The following is a 26,516-nucleotide window of genomic DNA, read 5'->3' as shown; positions in this document are numbered from 1 at the left end:
CTGACGATAGGTTTTTGCGGGTGTCCATCTGTTGCCTTCGCCGTCTGGCTGGCCAGATTTTTAACCTCCTGGGCAACAACGGCAAAGCCCTTGCCCGCCTCGCCCGCCCGGGCCGCCTCGATGGTGGCATTTAACGCCAGCAGGTTTGTTTGCGCGGCAATCTCGTTAATCAGATTAACCACTTCACCAATGCGTTCGGCCGCAACCGCCAGGCCACTGACCATGTCATTGGCCCGCGAGGCCTCCTCGACAGCGGTCGTGGTAATGGAGGTCGATTCATCAACCTGCCCGCCGATATTGTTAATGGAGGCCGAAAGTTCCTCGGTCGCGGAAGCCACGGTCTGAACATTCCCGGCGGCATTGTTGGCCGCGTTGCTGACATTGCGGCTTTGGGTGATGGAATGATGGGCCGATTCACTCATTTGCCGGGCCGATTTGACCATGCCCTGCGTTGCCTTACGCACCGAGGCAATAATTTCACCGACCGACGCATCCAGTTCGGTTGCCAGGGCCTCGCGCTGGTCCTGCCGGGCTTTGGCCGCCTGGCGTTCGGCCTGCAATTTGGCTTCCTCGGCAGCATTGATCTGTTGTGCGGTTTCACGCCAGCGCATCAGCCCCTTGGCAATAATACCAACCTCGTCGCCACGATCACTGTGGGGCACTTCACCAGAAAAGTCGCGATCGACAAACTGTTCAATCGTATCGCCCAGATCATGAAACGGACCAAGCTGACGGCGCAAAAACACCACAAGCAAAACAGCAGCCAATACCGCAACAATCAGCCCGGCAATGGCAATGCGCATTTGAATGGCGCCCGCAACAGCCGCCACCTTGGCCTTTTCAATACCGACATACAAAATACCCTGCACATTGCCGGCGGGATCAAAGATCGGTGTATATTGCGTCACATATGCCTTGCCGAGAATAACCGCTTCACCGCGAAAGGTTTTACCCGATATCACCGGTCCGTAAGCCGCACTGCCATTACCCAGAAATGTCCCAACAGCACGATTGCCATCTGCTTTGATTATGTTGGTGGAAACACGAATAAAATCGTTTTTCTCTGGCACCCACTGAAACACCGTTGCGGTTTCACCCGTCGCCAGGCCAATTTTATCAATCATTTGATGGGATGACAGATCGGGAATGGCGGGAATAACCAGTTTGGTGGTTTCCCCTGATTTATCAATCGTCACTTTCAGATCGGGATAGGCATTCTGAAAGATAATGGATGCCACACGCAAATTAAGCTTCTGGGATTGCAGGCTGGTATCATTCACCTGCTGGTCAACACGCTGCATGATGACGCCGCCCAGAATCAGGATACCCACGATTAAAATTACAACCGACGCCGTTGTAACTTTAAAAACAATGCTATTTTTCATTTTGGATGTCTCCCATTCGCACCCCGGTAAAACTGCCCCCCGCAAATAACATTGCAGCACATTTCCCGGATTTCTTACCTATTGGGATCGGGTGAGAAATTTATAGTACAGGAGAAATTGAAACTTTACACAGGTAAAACCAGGAACTGCGCAAAAAAACTGGCTCTATTTTGATAAATTAGAAAATAAAAACACAAAGAAACCAGATCACCATCAAAGAATAAATCACCATCCGATTGATGATTTCAGGCGTTAACGCCTTTTTCTTTAATAATCAACGCGCACAAAATACAGCCCGTCGGCGGGGGCTGTTGGACCACCAGAACGACGGTCACAAGCCTCAAGCGCGGTTTTCACATCCACCGGTTTCCAGTTGCCTTTGCCCACCAGCACCAGGGTGCCCACCATATTGCGCACCTGATGATGCAGGAAGGACCGGCTTTCGGCATAAATGCGTATTTCCTGGCCTTCGGCGGCCACAACTTCCAGCCGCTCCAGCGTTTTGACCGGGCTTTTGGCCTGGCATTCGGTGGCACGGAAGGTGGTAAAATCGTGCGTGCCCAGCAGGTACTGTGCGGCTTCATTCATCGCCGGAATATCAAGCGGTTTATACACCCCCCAGGCCAGCCCGGCCTCAAATGTCAGGGGCGGGCGGCGATTGATGATGCGATACATGTAATACCGCTTTTTCGAGGCAAAACGGGCGTGGAACTCCTGATCAACCAGCTCCACATCCACAATCGCTACCGGGTCGGGTTTCAGGTAATGGTTGACCGCATTCATCACCACATCGGCGGGATAGGTTTTTTCCAGGTCAAAATGCACAACCTGGCCCAGGGCATGGACCCCGGCATCGGTGCGGCCGGATACATAAACGCGCACAAAGGTTCCCGCCAGCTTTTCCAGTGCCGTTTCAAACACCTGCTGAACCGAAATGACTTCATCCTGATACTGCCAACCGTGATAGGGGCGCCCATCATATTCGACGGTGCATTTGTATCTTTGCATGATCTGTATCCGGGGAATGAAAACAGAACGAGGGGTGCAAAACACCCCTCGTCCACAAAACCATATTATCGCAGCAGGCGTTTATTTAACGCTGTTGCGATCAAAACCAAGGCGCAGGCGCAGGGCGTTCAGTTTAATGAAGCCTTCGGCATCGCGCTGGTTGTAAACGGTGTCGGCTTCAAAGGTCACATGGGCTTCCGAATAAATCGAATTGGGCGACTTGCGACCCGTTACCGTGACATTGCCCTTGTAAAGGTCAAGGCGGACGGTACCGTTAACAGTTTTCTGGGTTTCGTCGATCAGGCGCTGAATGGCCTGACGTTCCGGCGACCACCAGTAACCGTTATAAATCATTTCGGCATAACGCGGCATCAACTCGTCTTTCAGGTGGCCCGCATTACGGTCCAGCGTGATCGATTCCATGGCACGATGCGCCGTTGCCAAAATGGTGCCGCCCGGGGTTTCGTAAATGCCACGCGATTTCATGCCGACATAACGGTTTTCCACCAGATCAAGGCGACCAATGCCGTTTTTACCGGCAACCTCGTTCAGCTTGGTCAGCAAAGTGGCCGGGCTCATGCGTTCGCCATTGACGGCAACCGGATCCCCCTGCTCGAATTCAATCTCGATGGTGGTGATTTCATCGGGTGCATTCTGCGGCGAAACCGTACGAATGAACATTTTTTCATCCGGCTTCACCCACGGGTCTTCCAGTGCCTTGCCTTCATAGGAAATGTGCAGCAGGTTGGCATCGGTTGAATAGGGGGGTTCATCGCCACCCAGCTTGTCTGCCGAAATCGGAATCTGGTGCTTTTTGGCAAAATCCAGCAACATGGTACGGGAATTCAGGTCCCATTCGCGCCACGGCGCAATCACCTTTACGTCCGGTTTCAGGGCGTAATAGCCCAACTCGAAACGCACCTGGTCGTTACCTTTGCCGGTTGCACCGTGCGACACCGCATCGGCGCCCACCATTTCGGCAATTTCGATCTGGCGTTTGGCAATCAGCGGACGCGCGATCGAGGTACCCAGCAGGTAAACACCTTCATAATGGGCATTGGCGCGGAACATCGGGAACACATAATCGCGCACGAATTCCTCGCGCAGATCCTCGATGAAAATTTCCTTCACACCAAACATTTCGGCTTTTTTGCGGGCGGGTTCCAGTTCCTCGCCCTGGCCGAGGTCGGCGGTAAATGTAACGACTTCGCAGTTATATTGTTCGCGCAGCCATTTCAGGATAATGGAGGTATCCAGCCCGCCCGAATAGGCAAGCACCACCTTCTTAACCGGATCGCTCATGCTGTGACGCCTTTCTTCTTCCGATGTTGTGCCGGGGCAGCGTGGTTTCGCTGTCATCCCGTATCGTCACGGGGGCCAAAACGAAACATTCGCCAATCTGGACCCTGGACCTTGCGCGCGGAGTATAGGAAAACCCGTGAGGCGGGCAAGGGCCAAGATGCACCTGCCGGTAAAAACGCGTAAATTCTTGCTGCTTTTTTAACAGATTCGGCGATTATTCACCGCAATATGACACACAACATCGAAGAAACCGAAATTGACCTGCCACGCCTGGGCCCTGTTCCCGTGCGATTGCGCAGCAGTGCGCGCGCATCACGGCTGAAATTGCGCATCGATCCGGGCTTTGACGGCGTCGAAGTGGTAATCCCGACCGGCATATCGCGCAAGGCCGCCCTGTCCATGCTGCGCCAGCATACCGACTGGATCGAGGCACATTTATCGCGCCTGCCCGACCGGGTTTTGTTTGTGCCCGGGGCCTGGGTACCGCTGTTGGGCCATGAACATGCCATTCGCGCCGTGCCCGATGCCAAACGCGGCGTTTGGGCCGAAGCCGGAGTGATCTGGGTTTCGGGTTCGCCCGAACACAGCAACCGGCGAGTCGCCGATTGGCTCAAAAAGCAGGCCAAGCTGGAAATTGCCCCGCGTGCCCATGCCTATGCCCGGGAAATTGGCAAAAAAATCAACCGCATCTCGATCAAGGATACCCGCACGCGCTGGGGCAGTTGTTCGTCCGGCGGCAATCTGTCCTTTAGCTGGCGGCTGATCCTCGCCCCCGAAGATGTGCTGGATTATGTTGTCGCCCACGAAGTGGCGCATTTGCAGGAACTCAACCACAGTGCGCGTTTCTGGAAGGTGGTCGAAGACCTGTATGGCCCGTCATCACGCCAGCAACACTGGCTGAAACGCAACGGGTCCGGCCTGCACCGGTTTGGGGCAGATAATTGATCATGACAAACCTGCCAGACTGGAACTGGCAAAAAAGCAATTTGCCTTGATCATGGGCCAGCGCCATGATCAAGGCACCAAATCAAAGCCATCGAAATAGGTGCCCCCATGATCATTCCCTATGAAACATTGCTGATTTTTGTGCCAACGGCGCTGGCCCTAAACATGACGCCGGGCAATGACATGCTGTTTTGCCTGGGCCAGGGCATCAAATCCGGGCCGCGGGCGGGGCTGGCGGCCAGTTTTGGCATTTCGACAGGGGCGCTTATTCACACACTTCTGGCCGGTCTCGGGTTGGCGGCCTTGCTCGCCGCCCATCCTGTCGCCTTTCAGGTTTTACGCTGGGCGGGCATATCCTATCTGGTGTGGCTGGCAATCCAGGCCTTTCGCAGTAAAGCCGAAAAACTTTCTGCCACCGAAACCCGGCGCGGGACGGCCTTGCGCGCATGGCGGGACGGCATTATCGTTAATCTGCTCAACCCGAAAATCATTGTCTTTGTGCTGGCCTTTCTGCCGCAATTTGTTGATCCGGCACGCGGGTCCGTGTTGCTGCAATTTCTGATCCTGGGTCTGATCCTCAATATCGGCGGCACCATTATCAATTGTCTGGTCGGGGGCTTTGCCGGGCAATTGGGGCAATTTCTGTCCCGATCTGCCAAAATCACCCGGGCCTTTCAGATTTTTACCGGCTGTGTGTTTTTAACCCTGGCCGCCAAACTGGCATTTGATCGCAAGGCATAGGGCAGAACGCCGCCTTCAGCCTTCAGTTACAAAACGCAGCCTTCGGCCCGCAAATGCGGAATTTCCGCCTGCAAAAAGGCCAAAAAGCTGCGCTGCACGTTTGATAGTTCCCGATTGGCATGAAACAGGGCCACATCCCAGGAAATTTCCGGGGTCAGGGGCCGGGCGACAACCCGGTCCTGATCAACCAGCAGGGCCGCAAACGGATCGCTGATCGCGATGCCCACACCGCGTTCCACCAACCGGGAAATGGTGCGCACCGTGCGGGCCTCGACCGCAATGTGGCGCAATCGCCCGGCGATTTGGAAAATATAATCCACCTTGGTGCGCAGCGGGCTGCCAATGGTCAGTTCAACAAATTTTTCACCGCGCAAAAGGTCAATATCGATGGTTTCAAACCCGGCCAGCCGGTGATCGCGCGGGACCAGGCACACCGCCCGGCATTGCGCAAGGGGAGTCATGGCAACGTCCCGGTCCATCAGATCAAGCGTAATGCCAATGCCCAGGTCACAATCACGCCGTGTTACCATTTCCAAAACCCCCTCCATGCCCGAATCGGTAATACTGATCGCAACATTGGGATGTTGTGCCTTGAATTTCGCAATAACATCGAGAAGATAGGTATCAACATATATCGGCTGGGCGGCGATGCGAATGCTGCCGAGCTGCTGGTTGGCAATGGCACGCGCACTGCTTTCAAGATCGCGAAAGCCATTCAGGGTGCGCAGGACCGTGTAATGGAATTGCACGGCTTCCTCGGTCGCCACAAGCTGGTTGCGCTTGCGGATAAACAGGGCAAAACCCACTGATTTTTCAAGGTTTGCCAGCATACGGCTAACCATCGGCTGACTGATATTCATCGCCTCGGCGGCTTTGCTGACGGTGCCATAGGTCATGAAAGCATTGAAGCTTTCAAGCTCGCGCAAATTCATGGTGGCATCCCCCACTTTCGTTCAGTATTTACATAAGTAATACTGAAATTAAATTTTTGCTTATCTAGTTATAGTTTGCCATCTTTCAGACACAAAACAAGAAGTATCGACCCGGCAATAACGCCACCATCAACAGGGAGACATGAAAATGTTTCGTCATCTGAAGAAAGCTGCATTGGGTGTTGCAGCCCTTGCAGCTGCAACAGCCTTTGCATCATCGGCACAGGCAGACTCCTATCCTGACAAAGCCATTACCCTGGTCGTGCCTTATGGGGCCGGCGGGGCATCGGACCTGGCTGGTCGTGCGCTGGCAGAAACCGCACGCAACTACACTGATGGCCAGCCCATCGTTGTGGTCAACAAAACCGGCAATGGCGGCATGAACGGCGCCCGCTTTGTCACCGAATCCGACCCGGATGGATACACCCTGCTGCTCTCGCGCGTAGGCATGGCCCTTTATCCGGCGGTTTACACCGACAGCCCGGTTGGCTGGGATGACTACACCTTCCTTGGTATTCTCGAAGCCACCCCGATGATCCTGGCTGTTAATGCCGAATCCGACATCAAAACGGTTGATGACCTGATCGCCAAGATCAAGGAAAGCAATGGTGGCACCACCTATGCTGCCTCCGGCCCGACCGCGATTGACGGTTTCTCGGTCCAGGCCCTGCTGTCGGATGCCGGTCTTGACCCGTTAAGCGCATCCACCCTGGTGCCGTATAAAGGCGGCGGCGCCCTGGCAGCAGCCCTTCTGGGCAACCATGTTGATTTCCTTGCCATTTCGGCCGGTTCGCTGATGCCCCATATCCAGGCTGGCAAAATGCGGGCCCTGATGGTTTATGCGCCCAAACGCATGGCGGACCTGCCCGACGTTCCGACCGCAAAGGAACTGGGTTACGCCACCGCAGCCCAGGTTGGCGGCTGGAGCGGCCTTTACGCCCCCAAAGGCCTGCCGGAAAATGTCGTTGCCAAATGGAAAGACATTCTGGGCAAGGTTGCCACCAACGAACAGTGGCTTGATCTGGCAGCAAAACGCGGTTCCATCTCGGTTATCGGTGATGAAGACCCGTCGGCTTTCGTCAAGTCGCAATACGACCTGTATCACGGTCTGGCCAAGAAATTTGGCTATATCCAGTAAGATTTCACCCCGTTTTTAGGATGCGAGGCGGAACCATGACCCCGAACCGCGATTTTTACACCGGACTGGTGGCGACGGCATTTTTTGCCCTTGTTCTGTTTGTTTTGATCCCGGTTTATGTTCGGGTTCCGTCTTTTATTCCGGGGTTTGCCCCACCCCCTGACATGTGGCCCCGCGTTATTGGCTGGGTCGGCCTTGTCATGGGGGTGATGGCCCTGGTACTGGCGGTGCCGAAAATGCGCCGCCAATCGGGCAAAAAAGTTCTTTCCGTTGGGGCCTATTTGCGCGCCAATCGCGTTTTCATTTACCGCTTTATCTGGATGGGCCTCGGTTTTGCGATTTTTGTCTATCTGATGCCCAAAATCGGCTTTCTGACGGCGACAATGGCATTGCTGGCCTTCCTGTTCATCATGACCGGTGATTTTTCCAAACGGGCATGGATGATCGGCCTGACCCTGCTTTTCCCGATTTTTCTTTATGTGATTTTCACCGAAATCACCCACACCCCCTTCCCGCACGGCAAATGGTTTTCCCTTGCCCGTCTGCTGCACCTGATCTGACGAGAAAATAACCATGTGGAATGAATTGCTAGGCGCTTTTTTCGCCGTCGCAACACTGCCCAATTTTGTTGCAATGGCTGCCGGGATCTGGGGTGGGGTCATTATCGGTGCCATCCCCGGCATGACCGGGACAATGGCTGTTACCCTCGCACTGCCCTTTACCTTTTATCTGCCACCGGTCACAAGCCTTCTGCTGCTGGTTGCGCTGTACAAAGGCTCAACCTATGGCGGCTCGATTTCGGCGATCCTGATCAAAACACCCGGCACCGCATCGGCGGCCTGTACCGTGCTGGACGGTTATCCACTGGCCCGCGCTGGCAAAGGTGGCAAGGCGCTGAACATGGCGCTGGTCTCAAGCTGCATTGGCGACTTTATTTCCAACATTTCGCTGATCTTTCTGGCAGCGCCACTGGCAATGTTTGCCCTGCGGGTTGGTCCGCCGGAATATTTCATGCTGATGGCCTTTTCGCTGACCATCGTTGCCAGTATTTCCGGGCGTTCGCTGTTGCTGGGTATTATTTCGGCCTGCCTTGGCCTGCTGCTGGCAACGGTTGGCGAGGACATGTATGGCTCGTTCCGTTTTGCCGTAACCGAAGACATGAAAAGCGGCCTTGGCGTTGTGCCGGTTCTGATTGGCCTGTTTGCCCTGCCCGAAATGATCAAACTGGCGGTTTTCCGGCCCGAGGAAGACACCCAGGCCATGAAACTGGGCGATAACCGCCTGAGCTTCAAGGAATTTCAAGGCAGCATAAAATCCATCATCCGCGGCAGCTTTATTGGTGTGATCCTGGGGGCCATACCCGGTATTGGCCCGTCCACTGCCGCCTTCTTTTCCTATAGCGAAGCGCGCCGGACCTCGAAAAACGGCGACCGCTTTGGCGAAGGCGAGCTGGAAGGCATTGCCGCATCGGAATCAGCCAATAACGGCTGCTGTGGTGCCACCATGATCCCGCTTCTGGCCCTTGGTGTGCCGGGCGATGTGATTACGGGTGTGATGCTTGGTGCCTTCATGATCCACGGCCTGACCCCCGGCCCGATGTTATTCCAGAACAATATCGGCGAGGTTTATTCGCTGTTTATCGGCATGCTGTTTAGCTCGGCCTTCCTGTTTGTCGCGGGCACTCTCACTGCTTTTGGCTTTGCCAAGATCTCGCGCATTCCCCAGCAATTGCTGCTGCCCTGCATCGTCATTCTGTGTGTGTTTGGCATTTATTCGGTGGCATCCAGCCCGTTTGACGTCGCGGTGCTGCTGGTGATGGGGATTGTCGGCTTTGTCATGATGGTGCTGAACATCCCGGCCGCCCCCTTCCTGATCGCCTTCATCCTCGGCCCGATGTTTGAAGACAATATGCGCCGGTCGCTGGCGATTTCGCGCGGGGATATTGGCGTGTTCTTCCAGTCCTGGATTTCATGGGGTTTCTTTGCCCTGACCATTCTGTTCGTGGCCCTGACCATTCGCCGCGAATGGCAAAAATGGCGCAGCACAAGCCGCGCCACCAATTAATTCGAGACACAAGAAGCTGAAAAAAATGACACAAACAAACATGTCCCGCCTGCATCTTGCCATTGATATTCTTGGCAAACTGGTGGCGTTTGACACGACCAGCAAAAACTCGAATCTCGGCCTGATCCGGTATGTGCAGGATTACCTGGCACAATACGATATCGAAACGACCCTGTTTTATGATGAAACAGGCGAAAAGGCCAATCTGCTGGCCACCATTGGGCCCAAGGACGTGCCCGGTATTGTTCTTTCCGGCCATACCGATGTGGTGCCTGCCCTGGAAAAGGGCTGGATCAGCCCCGCCTTTGACATGACAGAGCGCGACGGCAAACTGTTTGGCCGTGGCACGGCCGACATGAAAGGCTTTGCCGCCTGTGTGCTGGCCACCGTGCCCGACCTGGTCAAACAGGATCTGGCGATTCCGTTTCATATTTGCCTGTCCTATGACGAGGAAGTCGGGTGTCTGGGTGTTGGCAGCATGGTAGATCATCTGGCAAAAATCGATCATCCGCCGCGTTTGGCCGTCATTGGCGAGCCAACCGAAATGAAGGTGATTAACGGCCAAAAGGGCAAATATTCCATGCGCGTGACCGTGACAGGCACCGCCGGGCATTCGTCCTTTGCGCCACATCACGTCAATGCCATTGAATATGCCTCGCGCGCCATTGCCATGATTTCCGATGTCGCACGCGAATTTGAAACCAATGGTCCGTTTGACCCCGATTTCACCGTGCCACACAGCACCATGCTGACCACCACCATTTCCGGCGGGACGGCCACCAATGTGACACCGGATTGCTGCGAATTCACCTTTGAAATTCGCCATCTGCCCGACCACGATGCCGCCAGCGTGATCGAACAGATCAAGACGCGTGTCACCGAAACGCTCGAAACCGAAATGAAAGCCCGCGAAGCCGATACCGGCTTTGAATGGGAAGAAATCTTTCATTATCCCGGCATGGGCGATTGCACCGGGGCCGAAAGCTTCGCCTTTGTGCGCAACATCATCGACGAGGTTTCGGGCAAGGTTTCCTATGGTTCCGAAGGCGGGATCTTTGAAAAGCAGGGTAATATTCCCTCGATCATCTGTGGTCCCGGCTCGATCGCGCAAGCCCACAAACGCAACGAATTTGTCGAGATCTCCCAGCTCGACGAATGCCTGGCTTTTCTGAAAAAGCTGGGTGATCAGGCGGTTGCCTAAAACCACCTGAACAGGGCTTTGATGATGTGACACCCCGTTAATCTGATCTCACGCACTTCTCCCCGCGTGCCCCCTCGGATTAATGCACCGTCAAGGCCTTCCTACGGGTTTCAGACAACTCCCTTCTGAAACCTGCAATGCCTTCCCTTGGCCGGATTGCCTCCCATTGGCATCCGGCCCTTTTTTTGCGGGGCGCAATCGGGCGTCAACACCCCCCATTATGGTCTTTTGCGATCAACGTTTACCGGTAAAGCCGGAATTGAATTGCTTCCAGCTATCATCCTCCCCCATACGGATGGCCCGCATGGAGGCCGCCTTGCCCAGCGATCGCACCGGCAAATCCTGATGGGCATGCAGCATAAAGGATTTCCACATTTCAGCCGGCAGGCCCCCGCCCGTAACGTTATCCATCGGTGATCCATTATCATTACCCAGCCACACACCCGCCACCAGGTCTGCGGTGTAACCGACAAACCAGGCATCGCGATAATCCGATGTGGTGCCGGTTTTACCTGCCGCCGGCCGGTCCAGAAGGGCGTTTTTGCCGGTTCCCTTCGCCATGACGGCGGCCAGCATATTGTTCATTTCCCCGGCTGTCACCGGGTTGAGAATGCGGGTCATATAGCCCCCCTCGCGTTCATACAACACCTCGCCATTCTGCCCGACAATTTTGGTAATCGCGTGCGGATAAATATTAAATCCGCCATTCGAAACAATGGCATAGGCAGTTGTCATTTCCAAAAGCGAGACTTCACTGGTCCCCAGCGCCAGGCTGGGTTCGGCAGGCAGATCCGACGATACCCCCAGTTTGTGGGCCATATCAATAACGTGGCCAAGCCCGGTTTTCATCGCCACTTCAACCGCAATCACGTTATTGGACGAGGCCACCGCATCGCGCAGTGACAGGGTGCCATGATGCTGCCGGTCAAAATTGCGCGGGCTCCAGCCATTGACGCTATAAGGTTCATCGCGCATCCAGTCATCGGCACGCATGCCGTCTTCAAGTGCCGCCAGATAGACAAACAGCTTGAACACCGACCCCGGCTGCCGTTTGGCCTGGGTGACGCGATTATACTGGCTTTGGAAAAAGTTCTTTCCGCCCACCATCGCCCGCACCGACCCGTCGGGTGTCATGGCAACCAGTGCCCCTTGCGAAACCTTGCGCCTGTCGGCTTCCCGGCTATCCAGCACACGGTTGACTGCATCCTCGGCCGAGGCCTGCAAACCGGAATCAAGGGTCGTATACACCACCATATCCTGGTCATGATACCCGACATAATCGGTCACACGGTCCAGAACCCAGTCGGTGAAATAGCGCACATTCGGCCCGCCCCGGCCCGAGGCTGATGATGTTGTAACGCTATCAAAACGGTTTGCATCTGCCTGCCGGGCCGTAATGGCACCGGTATCGCGCATGGCGGCAATCACCTGATTGGCCCGCTTTGCCGCCTCCCTGGGGGCGATCAGCGGGTTATAGCGGCTGGGTGCCTTGGGCAAACCGGCCAGGACTGCGGCCTGGTAAAGCGACAAACGGCGGGGATCAACCCCAAAATACTGCCGGGCCGCCGCATCAATGCCATACACGCCAGAGCCAAAATAAATACGATTCAGATACAGCGACAGGATTTGGCGTTTGGTAAATTTGATCTCCAGCCACAGGGACAGCAAAACTTCCTCGACCTTGCGGCCATAGCTGCGTTCGGGCGACAAAAACAGGTTTTTGGCAAGCTGCTGGGTAATGGTGCTGCCCCCCTGGGCAATGCGACCACGCCAGATATTTTGCACAAAGGCGCGGGCAATGCCGATCACATCAATGCCAAAATGCTGGTAAAATCGCCGATCCTCGATCGAGACAAAGGCCTGGCCGACATAATCGGGCAAATCACCAACTTCCACCGGGCGGCCATAACGGTCGCCGTAATTGGCCAGATTAACCCCGTCAATGCTCATGATGCGCACCAGCGGTTTTCGCTGAGTGGCAACATTGAAATCGATCTTGTTGGTCAGATCATACCCGTAATAGGCCACAAGCCCGCCACACAGCACCACCGACCAGATCGCCAACACCATCATGACGCGGGCCAGCATCATCGGGCGCGGAACAAAAGCCCGCAAAAGACTGCCCAGTGATTTTTTCTGCCCGCGGCGCCTGCGCGAAGAGCTGCGTCCTGCGGTTTTCCGCGGTGCCCGGCGGCGGGGCGTCGTGGAACTGTTACGGGTTGGTCGCTTCGCCAAAATCGTCCTCAAAACCTGAATTCATCGCCAACAGGCATAAAAGCCCGTCAATACAGGCCCCCAAAAAGAAACACATGCACATGCAATATCCCGGAAGGGCACATCACCCTCAAAGGCCCGGTTTCACACAAAACCAGACCGGCTGTTTCGCCCATTGCCCGGAAGGACAGCATCAAAAATTACATACTGACCCGGGCCAATGCCGAAAACCGGATGACCTTCATCGCACAATCACTGTTCCATGTCTTGAAGATATTCGCTGTCCGGACGGGCCAGCGCCATCAACCTGAAGCCCGAGCCATCCGCAGCCCCCCTTACCCCAAAACACGCAACAGTTTAACACACGTATCGTCACGATGATCTAAAATTTGAACAATGAGAATGCGTCCCGCTGCCAGCCGAAGCGGGCAGAAAGGCAGAAACAGTATGACAATAATTGTCATGACGTTATGGATTATTATTTTGCAGCGGCGGATTGGGATCAACCCAGTGGCGCTTCCACATGTCACTCACGCCATCCTGTTCGATCAGGCGCTGGCTGGTGCCGCGCGCCACCGAACGAATGGAAAATCCCTGCGACGCATCAAGCATGAATAAGCGCCAGAGTGATGCCACCTCGACATCCGGGCGAATGGACTGCGCCGGGCTGCCGTCATCATTGCCCACCCACACAACTGCATAAAGATCGGCCGTGAAACCGGCAAACCACGCATCACTCCCGCGCCCGGCCCGCGCACCAAAACCAACAAAGGGCCGATCCAGACGCACCTGCGGGTCCGTGACGCCAGCCAGCATACTGTTCACCGCCAGCATCGCCTCATCGGTCAGCACTTTGTCTTTTTTGCGTGTCACACGCTCATAAAGCAAAGGGTGCCCTTCTGCGGTCGATCGAATTTCATTGATCAGGGTAATATCGGGCGAAATCCCGCCATTCAGCGACAGCGTATGCAGGCGGGCAATATCGGGCAGCGTTACCGGGTCCAGGCCAACCACCGTGCGAATATCATTGGAAAGCGGGCTTTGGATGCCAACCTTTCTGGCAAAATCACGCATGTTTTCCAAGCCGAATTTATGGGTCAGTTCCACCGGCACGGTATTGACATCGCGGGCAAAGGCATCGCGCAACGGAACCTGACCACGATATTGCCGGTCCGGATTTACCGGTTTCCAGCCTTCTACTTCCCTGCGGGTATCGGGCACCCATTGCGCCGGGTCCGGGTTTTCATTCAGGGCATAATAATAGGGCAAAATCTTAATCATCCGCCCCGGATAATGCCCGACATTCCAGGCCCGATTGCGCGATACCGGGTCATACTGTGTGCCGCCAACCATTGCCCGCACCCGGCCGTCCGGGCTGATTGCCAAAAGGGCGGCCTGGTCCGCCCCACGGGGCCGAAGGCGCACACGACTGACCTCGTTGACAGCACTTTGCGCCATTTCCTGCAGATCATGGTCTATGCTGGTGACAACCTGCAAATCCTTGCTGGTATAGCCCACACGCCGGGCAACTTCATCCATCACCAGATCTATCACATATTGCTCTTGGCCGTCTTCGCGTGCGGAACGCGGCTCCAGTTGCGGAACATCGCGCATCAGGGCGTTAATTTGCGCTGCGGTCAATGTGTTGCCGGTCGCCATTTTTTGCAAAATAATATTGGCCGCCTGCGCCGATGCCCTGGGAAACTGCAGGGGATTAAGACGGGCAGGGTCATTCATCGCGGCGGCCAACACGGCCGCCTGATGCAAAGACATTTTATGGGCCGGAACGCCATAGAAAATACGCGAGGCCGCCGTAATGCCAAAAATGCCGGAGCCAACATAACGACGTTCCAGATAGGACCGCAGGATCGTATCCTTGTCAAAACGCGCTTCCAGCCACAAAGCAACCAGCATTTCCTCCAGATTGCGGATTGACCCGGACGCCGGCACCTCAAAAAAACTGCGTGCCACCTTCATGGTAATGGTGGAGCCCGGTGCCGCATCCCCCGACAGGATGCGCATGACATCGCTAAAACCTGCGCCAAAATGATGATAAAAACCGGGATCCGCAGCGACAATAAAAACACGCTGCAATCGCTCGGGAAAGGTTATCAGCGACACATCCTGGCTATAATGCCCCTGAACATTTGTCATGATGGTGCCACTAAAATCGGCAATCTGCACAGTGGGGCTGCGGTCGGCCTTGCGACTGAAATCAAGCTGACTGCGGATCGATAGCGTCAATAATGTCGCAATGCCCGCCAATATCAGCAAAATAAAGGCGATTATCGCCAGCAGGATACGCCTTTTACGGCGACGGATTTCACGTCGCTCCCGATCTTCGATTTCCTTGACGGCTGCTTGCGCGGCCGCAACGCCGCTTTTTTTCGTCTGGTTATTTTCGTCCACGTCCCAATCTGCCCAATCTGCCCAATCCGCTTATATCGCCGGTTTATTTTGCTTTTTCGAGTAAACGCTCAATGGCTTAACAAATCGTAGCAGACAAGGGCCGATCCCACCATGCTTCAAGTCAAACCGGGATAAGGGCGCGTATCTGGATGCTTTCGGGCAAAGGCTTCATTGGCAAAGGGCGTTACTGCCAGTCAACACGAATGGCAAGGCTGGCAACATATCCACACAACATGTCGGCCAGGGCCTCGGAATAGGCGGTGATTTCATCCGCACTGCGTGGTGTTTCCGAAAAATTTTTCCCAACCGAACTCAGGGTCGTGGCGATCAGCTCGCTTGCCAGTTCGCGTGTGTGCGCCGGGCAATCAGGCAGGGTTTCTGCCAGAAAATCCATCATCGCCTGGCTTCCTCGGGCGCGCGCCGCGTGGGCCTCGGGCGCATCGCGATAAAGCGGGGCCGCGTCATTCAGGGCCACACGCATATCGGCCTCGTCACATTCGGAACGCACAAAAGCATGCACCAGTGCGCGCAACCGCGCCAGAGGGGGCTGGCTGGCATCCTTGAGAATTTCCAAAAGCAGGTCATGGGTTTGTCGCCATTCATCGCTTTGCAACCGAAACAGGATCGCCGCCTTGTTGGGAAAATACTGATAAAGCGAGCCGATGCTGACCCCGGCCCGCTCGGCAACGCGGGCGGTTGTAAAACGCTGTGCGCCTTCCTGCGCCAAAACCTGAGTGGCCGCCTCCAGAATGGTGGCAACAAGGTCGGCTGATCGCGCCTGTTTGGGCGTTTTCCGCGCAGAAATCCGGGCGTTTTCAGCTTTACTCATAAGGGTCTCCGGCAATGCGAATATGAAACGCGAATAATTCGTCGTATTTTTAGCTCTAGCGCAAAACAACGCACAAGCAAACCGGAGAATTAAATGCGATGATCAATACCCTGACCAGCGCCCCCGTCGCCCCCCTGCTCGACCGGCTGTTTCGTGCGGCAGCAGAAAACCCGCCATCAGCAGACCCGGCCATTGCGGCAGTCGGAAAAGAGGAACGCGACCGCCTGATGCGCAGCAAAACCGACTATCTGGACCTGTATGGCCAGCTTAAAAACCTGGCCCTGCCCGTTTCGCGCAAAACCGGCATGCTGCTTTATATGCTGGCGCGCAGTTCAGGAGCCAAAACGATTGTCGAATTTGGCACATCCTTTGGCATTTCCACCATCCACCTGGCAGCCGCCCTGCGCGATAACGGCGGTGGATATTTGCTAACGACGGAATTTGAGCCCACCAAACTGGCCCGCGCCCGCGATCATCTGACAGAAGCCAGACTGCTGGATCTGGTCGAAATTCGCCAGGGCGATGCCCTGAAAACCCTGGCGGAAGATTTGCCGGAATCGATTGATCTATTGCTACTTGATGGGGCCAAGGCGATTTATCCCGAAATTCTGGCACTGGTGGAACCGCACCTGGCCCCGGGGGCGCTGATCTTTGCGGATAATGTCGATTATTGCCCCGATTACCTCGAAATCGTACGCTCCCCCTCACGAGGCTATCTGTCGCTGCCGTTTGATGAAGATGTCGAACTTTCTGTCCGGCTCTAATTATTGGATATCACATCAAAAAATGACCCTTTACCGTGTCCGGCAAAGGGTCATCAAATCCGACAAAAAGCGAAGACCTTACAAGAGGTTTCCTGACGCATCACACGTCCAGGTTGGCAACCTTCAAGGCGTTGCTTTGAATAAAGTCGCGGCGCGGCTCAACAATATCGCCCATCAGGGTCGAGAAAACCTCTTCGGCTTCGTCCGCATGTTCGACTTTCACCTGCAACAGCGAACGGACATTCGGGTCCAGCGTGGTTTCCCAAAGCTGGTCCGGGTTCATTTCTCCCAGACCTTTATAACGCTGAACCGCAATGCCACGACGGCCATATTCCATCACCGCATTGACGAGATCGACCGGGCCGTGGATTTTCCAGACCTTGTCCTTGGCGCCAAATTCCGACCCTTCCTCGAAAATCTCGCGCAGATCACCAATCAAACCGGCCAGCGCACGGCTTTCTGCCGAACGCAGGATATTGGCATCAATCACATAGCGTTCCTCAACACCGCGCAACATCCGCCACACCACCAACTGATCAAGCGGCGCCTCGCCTTTCCAGCCGCGGTCAAAGTCTTCGGCCAGAGTATCAAGATGGGCGGCCAGAGTCTGGGCTGATTCAAGACGCTTCTGGTCGTCATCAAGCAATGCCGGGTTCAGCGCCCCCGCCAGCACCGCCTGTTCCAGAACCGAAATCGGCAGTTTAAGCGACAGCGGTTCCAACAGCCCCTTTGCCTTGCGCGCCAGTTCGACAATACGAATAAGGTCGGCTGCGGCATATTGGGTGCCATTGGCAAGGGTCAGCACCGCATCCTCGGTGCCCTGCGCGGTCAAATACTGTTCCATCTCGCGGTCGCCCTTGAGATACTGGACAGAATTACCGCGTTTCGCGCGATAAAGCGGCGGCTGGGCGATGTAAAGATAGCCGCGTTCGATCAGCTCGGGCATCTGACGATAGAAGAACGTCAAGAGCAGTGTACGAATATGCGCACCGTCAACGTCGGCGTCCGTCATGATGATGATTTTGTGATAGCGGATTTTTTCGATATTAAAATCATCGCGGCCAATGCCAGTCCCCAGGGCGGTAATCAGCGTGCCGATTTCCTGACTGGACAGCATTTTGTCAAACCGCGCCCGTTCCACGTTCAGGATTTTACCACGCAGCGGCAAAATCGCCTGGAACCCCCGTTCGCGGCCCTGTTTGGCCGATCCACCTGCGGAATCACCCTCGACGATGAACAGTTCGGCTTTGGACGCGTCGCGTTCCTGGCAATCGGCAAGTTTGCCGGGAAGGGATGAAATATCCAGCGCCCCTTTGCGGCGGGTCAGTTCGCGCGCCTTGCGTGCGGCTTCGCGGGCCGTTGCCGCCTCGACAACCTTGCCGACAATCTTGCGGGCATCCTGCGGGTGCTCTTCCAGCCATTGTGACAACTTGTCATTGAGGATGTTTTCCACAACCGGGCGCACTTCAGACGACACCAGCTTGTCCTTGGTCTGGGACGAAAATTTGGGGTCCGGCACCTTTACCGAGATCACACAGGTCAGGCCTTCGCGGGCATCATCGCCCGACAGCGAGACCTTTTCCTTTTTGGCAATCCCGCTTTCCTGGGCGTAATGGTTGATTTGACGGGTCAACGCAGCCCGAAAACCGGCCATATGCGTCCCGCCGTCGCGCTGGGGAATATTGTTGGTAAAACACAGCGTGGTTTCGTGATAGCTGTCATTCCATTGCAGGGCGACTTCAACGGTAATGCCGTCTTTTTCACCTTCAATGCTGATCGGCTCTTCGATCTGACGGGTTTTGGAACGGTCGAGATATTCGACAAACGCCCGAATCCCGCCTTCGTAATGCAATTTGATTTCGGTCGGCTCGCTGCTGCGTTCATCGCGCAACGACAGAAACACGCCGGAATTCAAAAACGCCAGTTCGCGCAGGCGATGTTCCAAGGTGGAAAGGCTGAATTCGGTATTGGTGAAAATTTCGGCATCGGGATAGAAGGTGACTTCCGTGCCGGTTAGCGGTTTGCCATCTTCCATGATCGGTGCATCGCCCACCACTTCAAGCGGCTTAACCGCATCCCCCCCGGAAAATTCCATGTAATGTTCCTTGCCGTTGCGCCAGATGCGCAATTTCAGCAAGGTGGACAAGGCATTCACCACCGAAATACCCACGCCGTGCAAACCGCCGGAAACCTTGTAGGAATTCTGGTCGAACTTGCCACCGGCATGAAGCTGGGTCATGATGACCTCGGCGGCGGAAACGCCTTCTTCCTTGTGGATGTCGGTCGGAATGCCACGGCCATTGTCGCGAATCGTTGCCGAACCATCACCATTAAGCTGCACCAGCACCAGGTCACAATGGCCGGCCAGGGCTTCGTCGATGGCGTTGTCAACCACCTCATAGATCATGTGATGCAGACCGGTTCCATCATCGGTATCCCCGATATACATGCCCGGCCGCTTGCGCACCGCTTCCAGGCCCTTCAGGACCTTGATGGATTCGGCACCGTATTCTTCCGGGTTAAGTCCGGCAGCAATCGGGGCTTCTGTTTCGTTGGTCATAGCGTCACAACCTCGGCAGTCACAGATCACATCTCGTCGGGCGAAACACGGGCCTCTTCGACCCTGAAAAACTGCGCCCGCCCGGCAAGACCATTAAAAAGCGCCCGGTCCGTACCTGTCATCCAGGCCTGAACGCCAAGCGCCACGATTTCGTCAAAGAGGTCCCCCCGCCTTTCGGCATCCAGGTGGGCAACCACTTCATCTAGCAGTAAAAGCGGACCCGCACCCCGGGCCCGGCTTTGCAGGCGCGTATTTGCCATCACGATGGACAGCAAAAGCGCCTTTTGTTCACCCGTCGAGCATTGCGCCGCGGGCTGGTTTTTCGCATCGTGCCACACCATCAGGTCGCTTCTTTGCGGCCCGACAGCGGCACCTCCATACATCGCATCGCGTTCCCGCCCGTCGCGCAGGGCGGCGCGCATGCGGTCTTCAACCTCGATTGCCGGAAATTTTTCCAGCCAGTTTTCAAGGTCCCCCGCCAGCGCCAGACGCGCCGCCGGAAAAGCCCCAACCGCCATTGTTCCAGCCCGTACCAGCCGTTCCAATAGGTCCGCCCGGGCCACCACAACGGCAATGCCATGACGCACCATCGAATCCTCGATGGCGTTTAACCATTTGTCATCGGCCTTGCCTTCCTTCAAAAGCCTGGCCCGACTGCGCAGGCCATGCTCGAATGCGGCAACCCGGCTGCTATGGTCCGGGTCCAGACCGTATACCAGGCGGTCCAGAAACCGTCGCCGCGCCGATGGCCCATCCAGAAACAGGCGGTCCATTTGCGGTGTTAACCAAACCGCGGCACAAACCCGGCCCAAAGCCGCCTGCCCGCGCTGGGCTTCACCGTCAATTTTAACGGCCCGTCTTTCACGCCCCTGGCGCAAGGCCTGCGGATCCAGCCCGGATCCGACCTGATATTGCCCGTCTGGCGTTTCAAGCTGGGCACTTACCGCCCAGGCGCGCAACGCACCATCATCGGCGGGCGGCACATTGCGGCTGATTTCGCCCAACTTGGCCCGTCGCAAACCGCTGCCCGGCGCCAAAAGCGAAACGGCCTCCAGCAAATTGGTTTTCCCTGCCCCGTTCGGCCCGGTCAACACCACCGGCCCGGCCCCAATATCCAGACGCAGCCGGGCATAACAGCGAAAATCGCCAAGATCGAGACGGGAAACAGCAAGACGGTTTGTCATAAGCGCACCGTCTTGCCGGTCATGATTATGGGCAAGGAAAGCCACAACAAGGAAATCGCGGGTCAGACGCGCATCGGCATCAGAACATACAATGCCGACAGGTCATCGGTATCACGCAGAATGGTTGGCGACTGCCCGTCAGACATCAGAAGGTTAAGCGTATCGCCCTTGACCTGCTTGGCAATGTCGAGAAGATAGCGGGAGTTGAAACCGATTTCGATGTCATCGGAATCGTAATTGATTTCAAGTTCTTCGGATGCTGTGCCATGTTCCGGGCTGGAGGCCGAAAGCGTCAGGGTATTGCCGGAAATGACAACCTTGACTGCACGGGATTTTTCAATCGAAATCGCCGAAACGCGATCAACCGCATCAGCAAAGGGCTTGCAATCCAGATCCAGGCTTTTGTCGTTACCCGCCGGAATAACCCGTTCGTAATCCGGGAAGGTGCCGTCAATCAGCTTGGAGGTCAGAACCGCCTTGCCAAAGCCAAAGCGGATTTTGGTGTCCGACAGGGCAATATCCACCGCTTCGCCGGTTTCATCAATCAGCTTGCGCAATTCGCCAACGGTTTTACGCGGTACAATCACCCCCGGCATATTTTCCGCGCCATCGGGCAGCGGGGCCTCGATACGGGCCAAACGGTGCCCGTCGGTGGCAACGGCACGCAAAATCTTGGTACCTTCGGCATCGGCGGCGTGAAAATAAATCCCGTTCAGATAATACCGGGTTTCTTCGGTCGAAATGGCAAATTCGGCACGGTCGATCAGGCCGCGCAGTTCGGCAGCCGCCAAACCAAAGCTGACCGGAAGGTCGCCCCCGGACATAACCGGGAAATCATCGACCGGCAGAACGGCAAGATTGAATTTTGAACGGCCCGCCGAAAGGGTCAAACGGCCTGCACCGGGTTCCAGAACGATCTGCACCTGGGACCCTTCGGGCAATTTGCGCACAATTTCATAGAGCGTATGCGCAGGCGTTGTCGTTGCACCGGGTTCGGAAACTTCCGCCGTGGTGGTTTCGATAACTTCCAGGTCCATATCGGTTGCGGTCAGCGACAGGGTATTTTCTTCGGCCCGCAGCAGGATATTGGACAGAATCGGAATGGTGTTGCGCCGTTCGACCACACTTTGAACATGTGTGAGAGATTTTAACAGAGCCGCGCGTTCGATGGTCAGCTTCATGCCCGTCCTATCCGTCTGTCTGCAGTTACTTAATGAATTGATTTTTCTTCATTTTTTCGACTTACCCCCACCCCTTTTGGCTGGGTTGGGCGCATTATAACATGGCAGCCCCAAAACCGAAGGATTTTTAGTGCAAAAAACCAAGCGATTGAACGGAGTCGAGCCATTGAAAACCCCCGAAAATGACAGGCCCGGTTTTCTGCGGTTTTCAGCACACCAAACCACGCAAACCCTGCTGCAAATTCGCTCCGCCAAACGGCAAAAATTACAATCGCATTTCTAAAACCGCACAAATAAAAACGGCAATCAGCACAATCAGGCCAATTGCCGTTTTTCAAACCCATCACATCCGTGCTGAAAGGTCAGCTTTCCAGCATACGACGCAGCAGATCAATATCTTCGGACAAAGACGGGTCCGCCTTGTGCAGCTCCTCAACCTTGCGGACCGCGTGCATCACGGTGGTATGGTCACGTCCGCCAAATTTGCGGCCAATTTCCGGCAGGGAATGGGTGGTAAGCTGTTTTGACAGATACATCGCCACCTGACGCGGGCGGGCCACCGCACGGGCGCGCCGGGCGGAGTGCATGTCGGAGACCTTGATATTGAAATGCTCCGCCACGCGTTTCTGAATTTCCTCAATCGTCACCCGGCGTTCGGATGCGCGCAACACATCGTGTAACACATCCTGTACCATTTCCAGGCCGATCTCGCGGCCAACAAGCTGGGAATGGGCGATCACACGGTTAAGCGCCCCTTCAAGTTCACGAACGTTCGCCGTGATCTTGTGGGCCAGAAATTCCATCACCCGCTGGGGCAGTTCCACCCGCTGGCGTTCGGCCTTGGATTCGAGAATCCCCAACCGCAGCTCATAGGTGGTGGCATGAATGTCAGCCACCAGGCCCGAGCCCAGACGGGAACGCAACCGCTCTTCAATATCTTCAAGGTCGGATGGCGATTTATCGGCCGACACAATAATCTGGCGGCCCTGATCAACCAGCGCATTGAAGGTATGGAAAAACTCTTCCTGGGTGGAATCCTTGCCGGAAATGAACTGCACGTCATCGACCATCAGAACATCGACCGACCGGAACTGGTCCTTGAAATCCACGGTGTTTTTATCGCGCAACGCCCGAATAAAACGATACATGAATTTTTCAGCCGACAGGTAAATCACCGTGCGATGCGGCTGGGTACGGCGGATATGCCAGGCAATGGCGTGCATCAGGTGGGTTTTACCCAGGCCAACACCGCCATACAAAAACAGCGGATTGAACGGCACCGACTCGGCCTCCGCCAAACGGCGGGCAGCGGCATAGGCAAATTCGTTGGGCTTGCCAATCACGAAATTGTCAAAGGTATAGCGCGGGTCGAGGGCCGCACTGATGCCATCATCGGACATGCTGCCAATCGCACCCCGTCCGGCAGACGATGCCGACTGAAACCCATTTGAAACCGGGGCAGGATGACACGGCGCCTTGCGGTTGCCCGGGGCGTCATAATTTTCAGCGGTGTAACGCGGCGACTGCTTTGCCGGTTCATTATAGGAAGGGGCACGGCTCCCCTCCGGATTAGTCGAAACCGGACGTGGAGCGGCAGAGGAGGCGGAAGATGCGGACGCAGAGGAAGAATCACCGCTGGAGTCCGGGGCGGCTACCACCACCTCGACAAAATGAACATTGGGATCTTCGGCATGCCAAAAGGCCTGGATACGATCCAGATAATGCTGTGAGACCCAGTCCCGCATCGCCCGATTGGGCGCACCAAGACGGGCAACCCCCGCCTCAACCGTGATCAGGGCGACCGGGTCCAGCCAGTAACGATAGGCCGTAGCCCCAAACTCGCTACGCAATTTTTCGCGAACAATCTTCCAGGTGGTCATTACATGATCGTCGAGTGCAGCCTGCTGGCGGCCGGGCGTATTATCCCCGTCGTTCTCAGCGCCAAATGGTGCTCCCCTTAAGGCGTGCTGCACTTTCAAGACCTTTCCCCGCTATTGACTAAAAATCCCGACGCCAGTTTCCCAACGCAACACCGGATACAACACGATACAAAGCATTGCCGCGTTGACCGAAAACTGACCAACACGCCCGTCTTGCTACAAGAAAATGGAAGCGTACTCGCGCCCTTGTTTTTCATTCTTCATTAGTCGCGATATGAAACCGCGATCGAAGTCGAAACACTGTACTGATGCGTCCCGCATCAGGCAAGGCGATCTTTAACAGAACGTTAAAAGGATTTCGCCCCCAAAACGTTCGCGGAATTGCGGGACTTTTTCACTTTCGCAATCAAAGAACGAAAGGTGAATTCCTGGAATTCCGGCAGCGAAAAGGCCGCGCATGAAACGCGGCCTTCGACTCGCCATCCCGAAGGATAAAATTAAAGCGCTTTGACGCGAGCGGACAAACGCGAAACTTTGCGAGCAACGGTGTTTTTATGCAGAACACCAAGCTGCGCACCACGCGCCAGTTCCGGCTCGGCAGCCTTAAACGCAGCCAGAGCGGCATCCTTGTCGCCAGCTTGCAGCGCGGTTTCGACCTTCTTGACGAAGGTACGAATGCGGCTGATACGCGCACCGTTAACGGCGGCACGAGTTTCATTCCGGCGAATGCGCTTCTTGGCCGATTTATGATGAGCCATTGCGAACCTGTCTCTTAAAACAAAAATGTTACGTAATTCGGAGCGCGGCTTATAGCTCCCTCCCGGGAGGCCGTCAACCCCCGATACCGCTATTATCCGCGTTTTTCCGCGCTTTCCGAGTCGATTGACCGAATCTCGCGGCAAACCGGCATCAGCGATGCTTGAATTCAGGTTTGCGTTTTTCGCCAAAGGCCTTCATGCCCTCGGCCCGATCTTCCAGGGCAAAGGTCGAATGGAACTCGCGGCGCTCAAACATCAGGCCTTCGGCCAGGGTCATTTCAAATGCCTTGTTGACACTTTCCTTCACCTTCATCGCCACCGGGGCCGAGAAGGAGGCAATCTTTTCTGCCAGTTTCATCGCCTCATCCATCAGCGAATCGACAGGGACGACACGGGCCACAAGGCCGGAACGTTCGGCTTCCTGCGCATCCATCATCCGCCCGGTCAGGCACATTTCCATTGCCTTGGCCTTGCCAATGGCCCGGGTCAAACGCTGGGTACCACCTGCACCAGGAATCGTGCCAATGGTAATTTCCGGCTGACCAAACTTCGCCGTATCGGCCGCAATCATGATGTCGCAGCTCATGGCAAGTTCACAGCCACCGCCAAGGGCGAATCCGCTGACAGCCGCAATGGTCGGCTTGCGGCAGGCCGCCATCCGGGTCCAGCCTTTGGTGATAAAGTCGGCTTTATAAACATCCATATAATCACGATCGATCATTTCCTTGATGTCGGCCCCGGCGGCAAAGGCCTTTTCCGACCCGGTAATGACAATGGCCCGTACCGATTCGTCATCCTCAAACGCATCCAACGCAGCAGCCAAATCGGCAATCAGGGCATCGCACAGGGCATTCAGGGCCTTGGGACGGTTCAGGGTGATCAAACCGACATTCCCCTTCACTTCGGCAATGATATTTTCGTAAGTCATGGAAAATCCTTTTCAAATGACGATGTTTCGACCGCTATTTCGCAGTCCATCGCCTGAAACCATAATTGCATACTGTTTTACCGATTTTGGCCCCATCAAGCAAGGAACACCCCACGGCAAACCATTAAGGAGACCCGACAAAGTACCCTGGCAACCATCTTTCACGCCCGCGAAATCAGAACATTGCCAGGACCTCGGATCAAACCCTAATGCTGGCAAACCGGACAATAAAAGGTCGAACGCCCGCCCTGCACCAAACGTCCCACAGTCCCGCCGCATTCCGGCGTGATGCAGGGTTCGCCCTCGCGGCCATAAATGCGGAAATTATGCTGGAAGTAGCCCAATTCGCCATTGGCCTGGCGATGATCGCGCAGGGATGACCCGCCGGCGCGAATGGCATCTTCCAACACCGCGCGAATTTCACGATAGAGCAGGTCAATTTCATCGCGCGTCAGGCTGTTTGCCAGGCGTTGCGGATCAATCCGGGAGCGAAACAGCGCCTCGCACACATATATATTGCCAAGCCCCGCCACCAGCCGCTGATCGAGCAGCGTGGTCTTGATCGGGCTTTTGCGTTTGACAAGGGCTTCGGCCAGCATGGCCGCATTAAACTGGTTGCCCAAAGGTTCCGGCCCAATTCCCACGAGCATCGGATGATTGGGCAACGCATCCATATCGGTTAACGCCATCAGGCCAAACCGGCGCGGGTCGTTAAACCGCACCAAAACGCCACTATCCATGACAAAATCCACATGATCATGCTTGCCTGCTTCGGGCAGGTCGCTGTCATTTTTTGGTTCAATCACCGTCATGCGACCTGACATGCCCAAATGGATCAGCAATACCTGCCCGTCATCCAGGTAAGCCATCACATATTTGGCCCGTCGGGTCAGTTGATTGACACGCCGCCCTGTCAGTTTCGCGACAAAGTCGTCAGGGAACGGCGTGCGCAAATTGGGCCGCCGCTGCACAACCGAAGCCAGAACCCGCCCTTCCATAACCGGGGCAAGCCCGCGGCAAACTGTTTCGACTTCTGGCAATTCAGGCATAACAACCTCGTCACGGCATTGGGGATCAAACGGAGACAGTATGT

General features: G+C 55.6%; 22 protein-coding genes. 7 read left to right on the top strand and 15 right to left on the bottom strand.

Annotated features, from left to right (window positions below; genetic code table 11):
• The 3 genes from TH25_RS25660 to TH25_RS21855 all read right to left on the bottom strand — a co-directional run.
• Positions 1-1,385: methyl-accepting chemotaxis protein (locus TH25_RS25660; RefSeq protein WP_114090397.1), on the bottom strand; the 1,385-nt coding region annotated here is incomplete at its 3' end.
• Between the two features lie 267 nt (positions 1,386-1,652).
• Entirely contained in the window at positions 1,653-2,393 is a 741-nt protein-coding gene (gene truA / locus TH25_RS21860; RefSeq protein WP_114090396.1) for a tRNA pseudouridine(38-40) synthase TruA, read from the bottom strand.
• 81 nt (positions 2,394-2,474) lie between these two features.
• Entirely contained in the window at positions 2,475-3,695 is a 1,221-nt protein-coding gene (locus TH25_RS21855; RefSeq protein ID WP_114090395.1) for an argininosuccinate synthase, read from the bottom strand.
• A 228-nt stretch (positions 3,696-3,923) separates the two neighbouring features.
• Between TH25_RS21855 and TH25_RS21850 the strand changes: the two genes are divergently transcribed.
• Together TH25_RS21850 and TH25_RS21845 are read left to right on the top strand one after the other, a co-directional pair.
• Positions 3,924-4,640 (top strand): M48 family metallopeptidase, encoded by a 717-nt coding sequence (locus tag TH25_RS21850; protein ID WP_114090394.1) that lies wholly within the window; start codon positions 3,924-3,926, stop codon positions 4,638-4,640.
• 108 nt (positions 4,641-4,748) lie between these two features.
• Positions 4,749-5,381, top strand: a complete 633-nt coding sequence (locus tag TH25_RS21845; protein ID WP_114090393.1) for a LysE family translocator — start codon at positions 4,749-4,751, stop codon at positions 5,379-5,381.
• A gap of 26 nt (positions 5,382-5,407) precedes the next feature.
• Here the strand turns inward: TH25_RS21845 and TH25_RS21840 are convergent, their stop codons facing one another.
• Complete coding sequence (locus TH25_RS21840) at positions 5,408-6,313, bottom strand: LysR family transcriptional regulator (protein WP_114090392.1); 906 nt, start codon at positions 6,311-6,313, stop codon at positions 5,408-5,410.
• A 148-nt stretch (positions 6,314-6,461) separates the two neighbouring features.
• Between TH25_RS21840 and TH25_RS21835 the strand changes: the two genes are divergently transcribed.
• From TH25_RS21835 to argE, 4 genes are read left to right on the top strand one after another with little or no spacing between them, the layout of a single operon-like run.
• Positions 6,462-7,451: a Bug family tripartite tricarboxylate transporter substrate binding protein gene (locus tag TH25_RS21835; protein WP_114090399.1), complete on the top strand. Its 990-nt coding sequence runs from the start codon at positions 6,462-6,464 to the stop codon at positions 7,449-7,451.
• 35 nt (positions 7,452-7,486) lie between these two features.
• Positions 7,487-8,011, top strand: a complete 525-nt coding sequence (locus TH25_RS21830) for a tripartite tricarboxylate transporter TctB family protein (protein ID WP_114090391.1) — start codon at positions 7,487-7,489, stop codon at positions 8,009-8,011.
• 13 nt (positions 8,012-8,024) lie between these two features.
• Positions 8,025-9,515: a tripartite tricarboxylate transporter permease gene (locus tag TH25_RS21825; protein WP_114090390.1), complete on the top strand. Its 1,491-nt coding sequence runs from the start codon at positions 8,025-8,027 to the stop codon at positions 9,513-9,515.
• Positions 9,516-9,540: 25 nt separating this feature from the next.
• The gene (argE, locus tag TH25_RS21820; RefSeq protein WP_114090389.1) at positions 9,541-10,716 is read left to right on the top strand and encodes an acetylornithine deacetylase; all 1,176 of its coding nucleotides are present in this window, start codon (positions 9,541-9,543) and stop codon (positions 10,714-10,716) included.
• Between the two features lie 234 nt (positions 10,717-10,950).
• Here the strand turns inward: argE and TH25_RS21815 are convergent, their stop codons facing one another.
• From TH25_RS21815 to TH25_RS21800, 3 genes are all read right to left on the bottom strand, one after another.
• A complete protein-coding gene (locus tag TH25_RS21815) occupies positions 10,951-12,831 on the bottom strand; it encodes a transglycosylase domain-containing protein (RefSeq protein WP_258549266.1) in 1,881 nt (626 codons plus the stop codon).
• Between the two features lie 567 nt (positions 12,832-13,398).
• On the bottom strand, positions 13,399-15,339 hold the full coding sequence (locus TH25_RS21805; RefSeq protein WP_114090386.1) for a transglycosylase domain-containing protein: 1,941 nt from the start codon (positions 15,337-15,339) through the stop codon (positions 13,399-13,401).
• A gap of 184 nt (positions 15,340-15,523) precedes the next feature.
• A complete protein-coding gene (locus TH25_RS21800) occupies positions 15,524-16,168 on the bottom strand; it encodes a TetR/AcrR family transcriptional regulator (RefSeq protein ID WP_114090385.1) in 645 nt (214 codons plus the stop codon).
• Between the two features lie 98 nt (positions 16,169-16,266).
• Between TH25_RS21800 and TH25_RS21795 the strand changes: the two genes are divergently transcribed.
• A complete protein-coding gene (locus tag TH25_RS21795) occupies positions 16,267-16,932 on the top strand; it encodes an O-methyltransferase (RefSeq protein ID WP_114090384.1) in 666 nt (221 codons plus the stop codon).
• A gap of 100 nt (positions 16,933-17,032) precedes the next feature.
• Here TH25_RS21795 and gyrB read toward each other — a convergent pair whose 3' ends face one another.
• The 8 genes from gyrB to mutM all read right to left on the bottom strand — a co-directional run bounded on the left by gyrB (position 17,033) and on the right by mutM (position 26,472).
• Entirely contained in the window at positions 17,033-19,492 is a 2,460-nt protein-coding gene (gene gyrB / locus TH25_RS21790) for a DNA topoisomerase (ATP-hydrolyzing) subunit B (RefSeq protein WP_114090383.1), read from the bottom strand.
• 26 nt (positions 19,493-19,518) lie between these two features.
• The gene (gene recF, locus TH25_RS21785) at positions 19,519-20,676 is read right to left on the bottom strand and encodes a DNA replication/repair protein RecF (protein ID WP_114090382.1); all 1,158 of its coding nucleotides are present in this window, start codon (positions 20,674-20,676) and stop codon (positions 19,519-19,521) included.
• Positions 20,677-20,738: 62 nt separating this feature from the next.
• Positions 20,739-21,857 carry a DNA polymerase III subunit beta gene (gene dnaN, locus TH25_RS21780; RefSeq protein ID WP_114090381.1) on the bottom strand — a complete coding sequence of 373 codons (1,119 nt, stop codon included), beginning with the start codon at positions 21,855-21,857 and terminating at the stop codon, positions 20,739-20,741.
• 29 nt (positions 21,858-21,886) lie between these two features.
• A complete protein-coding gene (locus TH25_RS21775) occupies positions 21,887-22,201 on the bottom strand; it encodes a hypothetical protein (protein WP_114090380.1) in 315 nt (104 codons plus the stop codon).
• A gap of 18 nt (positions 22,202-22,219) precedes the next feature.
• On the bottom strand, positions 22,220-23,737 hold the full coding sequence (gene dnaA / locus TH25_RS21770; protein WP_220151479.1) for a chromosomal replication initiator protein DnaA: 1,518 nt from the start codon (positions 23,735-23,737) through the stop codon (positions 22,220-22,222).
• 497 nt (positions 23,738-24,234) lie between these two features.
• On the bottom strand, positions 24,235-24,495 hold the full coding sequence (gene rpsT, locus TH25_RS21765) for a 30S ribosomal protein S20 (protein ID WP_114090378.1): 261 nt from the start codon (positions 24,493-24,495) through the stop codon (positions 24,235-24,237).
• A gap of 151 nt (positions 24,496-24,646) precedes the next feature.
• Positions 24,647-25,423 (bottom strand): enoyl-CoA hydratase, encoded by a 777-nt coding sequence (locus TH25_RS21760; protein WP_114090377.1) that lies wholly within the window; start codon positions 25,421-25,423, stop codon positions 24,647-24,649.
• 206 nt (positions 25,424-25,629) lie between these two features.
• Positions 25,630-26,472 carry a bifunctional DNA-formamidopyrimidine glycosylase/DNA-(apurinic or apyrimidinic site) lyase gene (gene mutM / locus TH25_RS21755; RefSeq protein WP_114090376.1) on the bottom strand — a complete coding sequence of 281 codons (843 nt, stop codon included), beginning with the start codon at positions 26,470-26,472 and terminating at the stop codon, positions 25,630-25,632.
• Positions 26,473-26,516 lie beyond the last annotated feature (44 nt).

Origin of the sequence: Thalassospira profundimaris, from assembly GCF_003326755.1 — a bacterium.
Lineage (GTDB): Bacteria > Pseudomonadota > Alphaproteobacteria > Rhodospirillales > Thalassospiraceae > Thalassospira > Thalassospira profundimaris_B.
The sequence above is the reverse complement of the archived record's forward strand: the minus strand, read 5'-3'. Positions and strand labels throughout refer to the sequence as shown.

Bases quoted from the DNA above. Each gene is read 5' to 3' on its own strand.
- truA (WP_114090396.1), bottom strand. From the start codon at position 2,393: ATGCAAAGATACAAATGCACCGTCGAATATGATGGGCGCCCCTATCAC.
- TH25_RS21855 (WP_114090395.1), bottom strand. From the start codon at position 3,695: ATGAGCGATCCGGTTAAGAAGGTGGTGCTTGCCTATTCGGGCGGGCTG.
- TH25_RS21850 (WP_114090394.1), top strand. From the start codon at position 3,924: ATGACACACAACATCGAAGAAACCGAAATTGACCTGCCACGCCTGGGC.
- TH25_RS21845 (WP_114090393.1), top strand. From the start codon at position 4,749: ATGATCATTCCCTATGAAACATTGCTGATTTTTGTGCCAACGGCGCTG.
- TH25_RS21840 (WP_114090392.1), bottom strand. From the start codon at position 6,313: ATGAATTTGCGCGAGCTTGAAAGCTTCAATGCTTTCATGACCTATGGC.
- TH25_RS21835 (WP_114090399.1), top strand. From the start codon at position 6,462: ATGTTTCGTCATCTGAAGAAAGCTGCATTGGGTGTTGCAGCCCTTGCA.
- TH25_RS21830 (WP_114090391.1), top strand. From the start codon at position 7,487: ATGACCCCGAACCGCGATTTTTACACCGGACTGGTGGCGACGGCATTT.
- TH25_RS21825 (WP_114090390.1), top strand. From the start codon at position 8,025: ATGTGGAATGAATTGCTAGGCGCTTTTTTCGCCGTCGCAACACTGCCC.
- argE (WP_114090389.1), top strand. From the start codon at position 9,541: ATGACACAAACAAACATGTCCCGCCTGCATCTTGCCATTGATATTCTT.
- TH25_RS21800 (WP_114090385.1), bottom strand. From the start codon at position 16,168: ATGAGTAAAGCTGAAAACGCCCGGATTTCTGCGCGGAAAACGCCCAAA.
- TH25_RS21795 (WP_114090384.1), top strand. From the start codon at position 16,267: ATGATCAATACCCTGACCAGCGCCCCCGTCGCCCCCCTGCTCGACCGG.
- gyrB (WP_114090383.1), bottom strand. From the start codon at position 19,492: ATGACCAACGAAACAGAAGCCCCGATTGCTGCCGGACTTAACCCGGAA.
- recF (WP_114090382.1), bottom strand. From the start codon at position 20,676: ATGACAAACCGTCTTGCTGTTTCCCGTCTCGATCTTGGCGATTTTCGC.
- dnaN (WP_114090381.1), bottom strand. From the start codon at position 21,857: ATGAAGCTGACCATCGAACGCGCGGCTCTGTTAAAATCTCTCACACAT.
- TH25_RS21775 (WP_114090380.1), bottom strand. From the start codon at position 22,201: ATGGGTTTGAAAAACGGCAATTGGCCTGATTGTGCTGATTGCCGTTTT.
- dnaA (WP_220151479.1), bottom strand. From the start codon at position 23,737: ATGACCACCTGGAAGATTGTTCGCGAAAAATTGCGTAGCGAGTTTGGG.
- rpsT (WP_114090378.1), bottom strand. From the start codon at position 24,495: ATGGCTCATCATAAATCGGCCAAGAAGCGCATTCGCCGGAATGAAACT.
- TH25_RS21760 (WP_114090377.1), bottom strand. From the start codon at position 25,423: ATGACTTACGAAAATATCATTGCCGAAGTGAAGGGGAATGTCGGTTTG.
- mutM (WP_114090376.1), bottom strand. From the start codon at position 26,472: ATGCCTGAATTGCCAGAAGTCGAAACAGTTTGCCGCGGGCTTGCCCCG.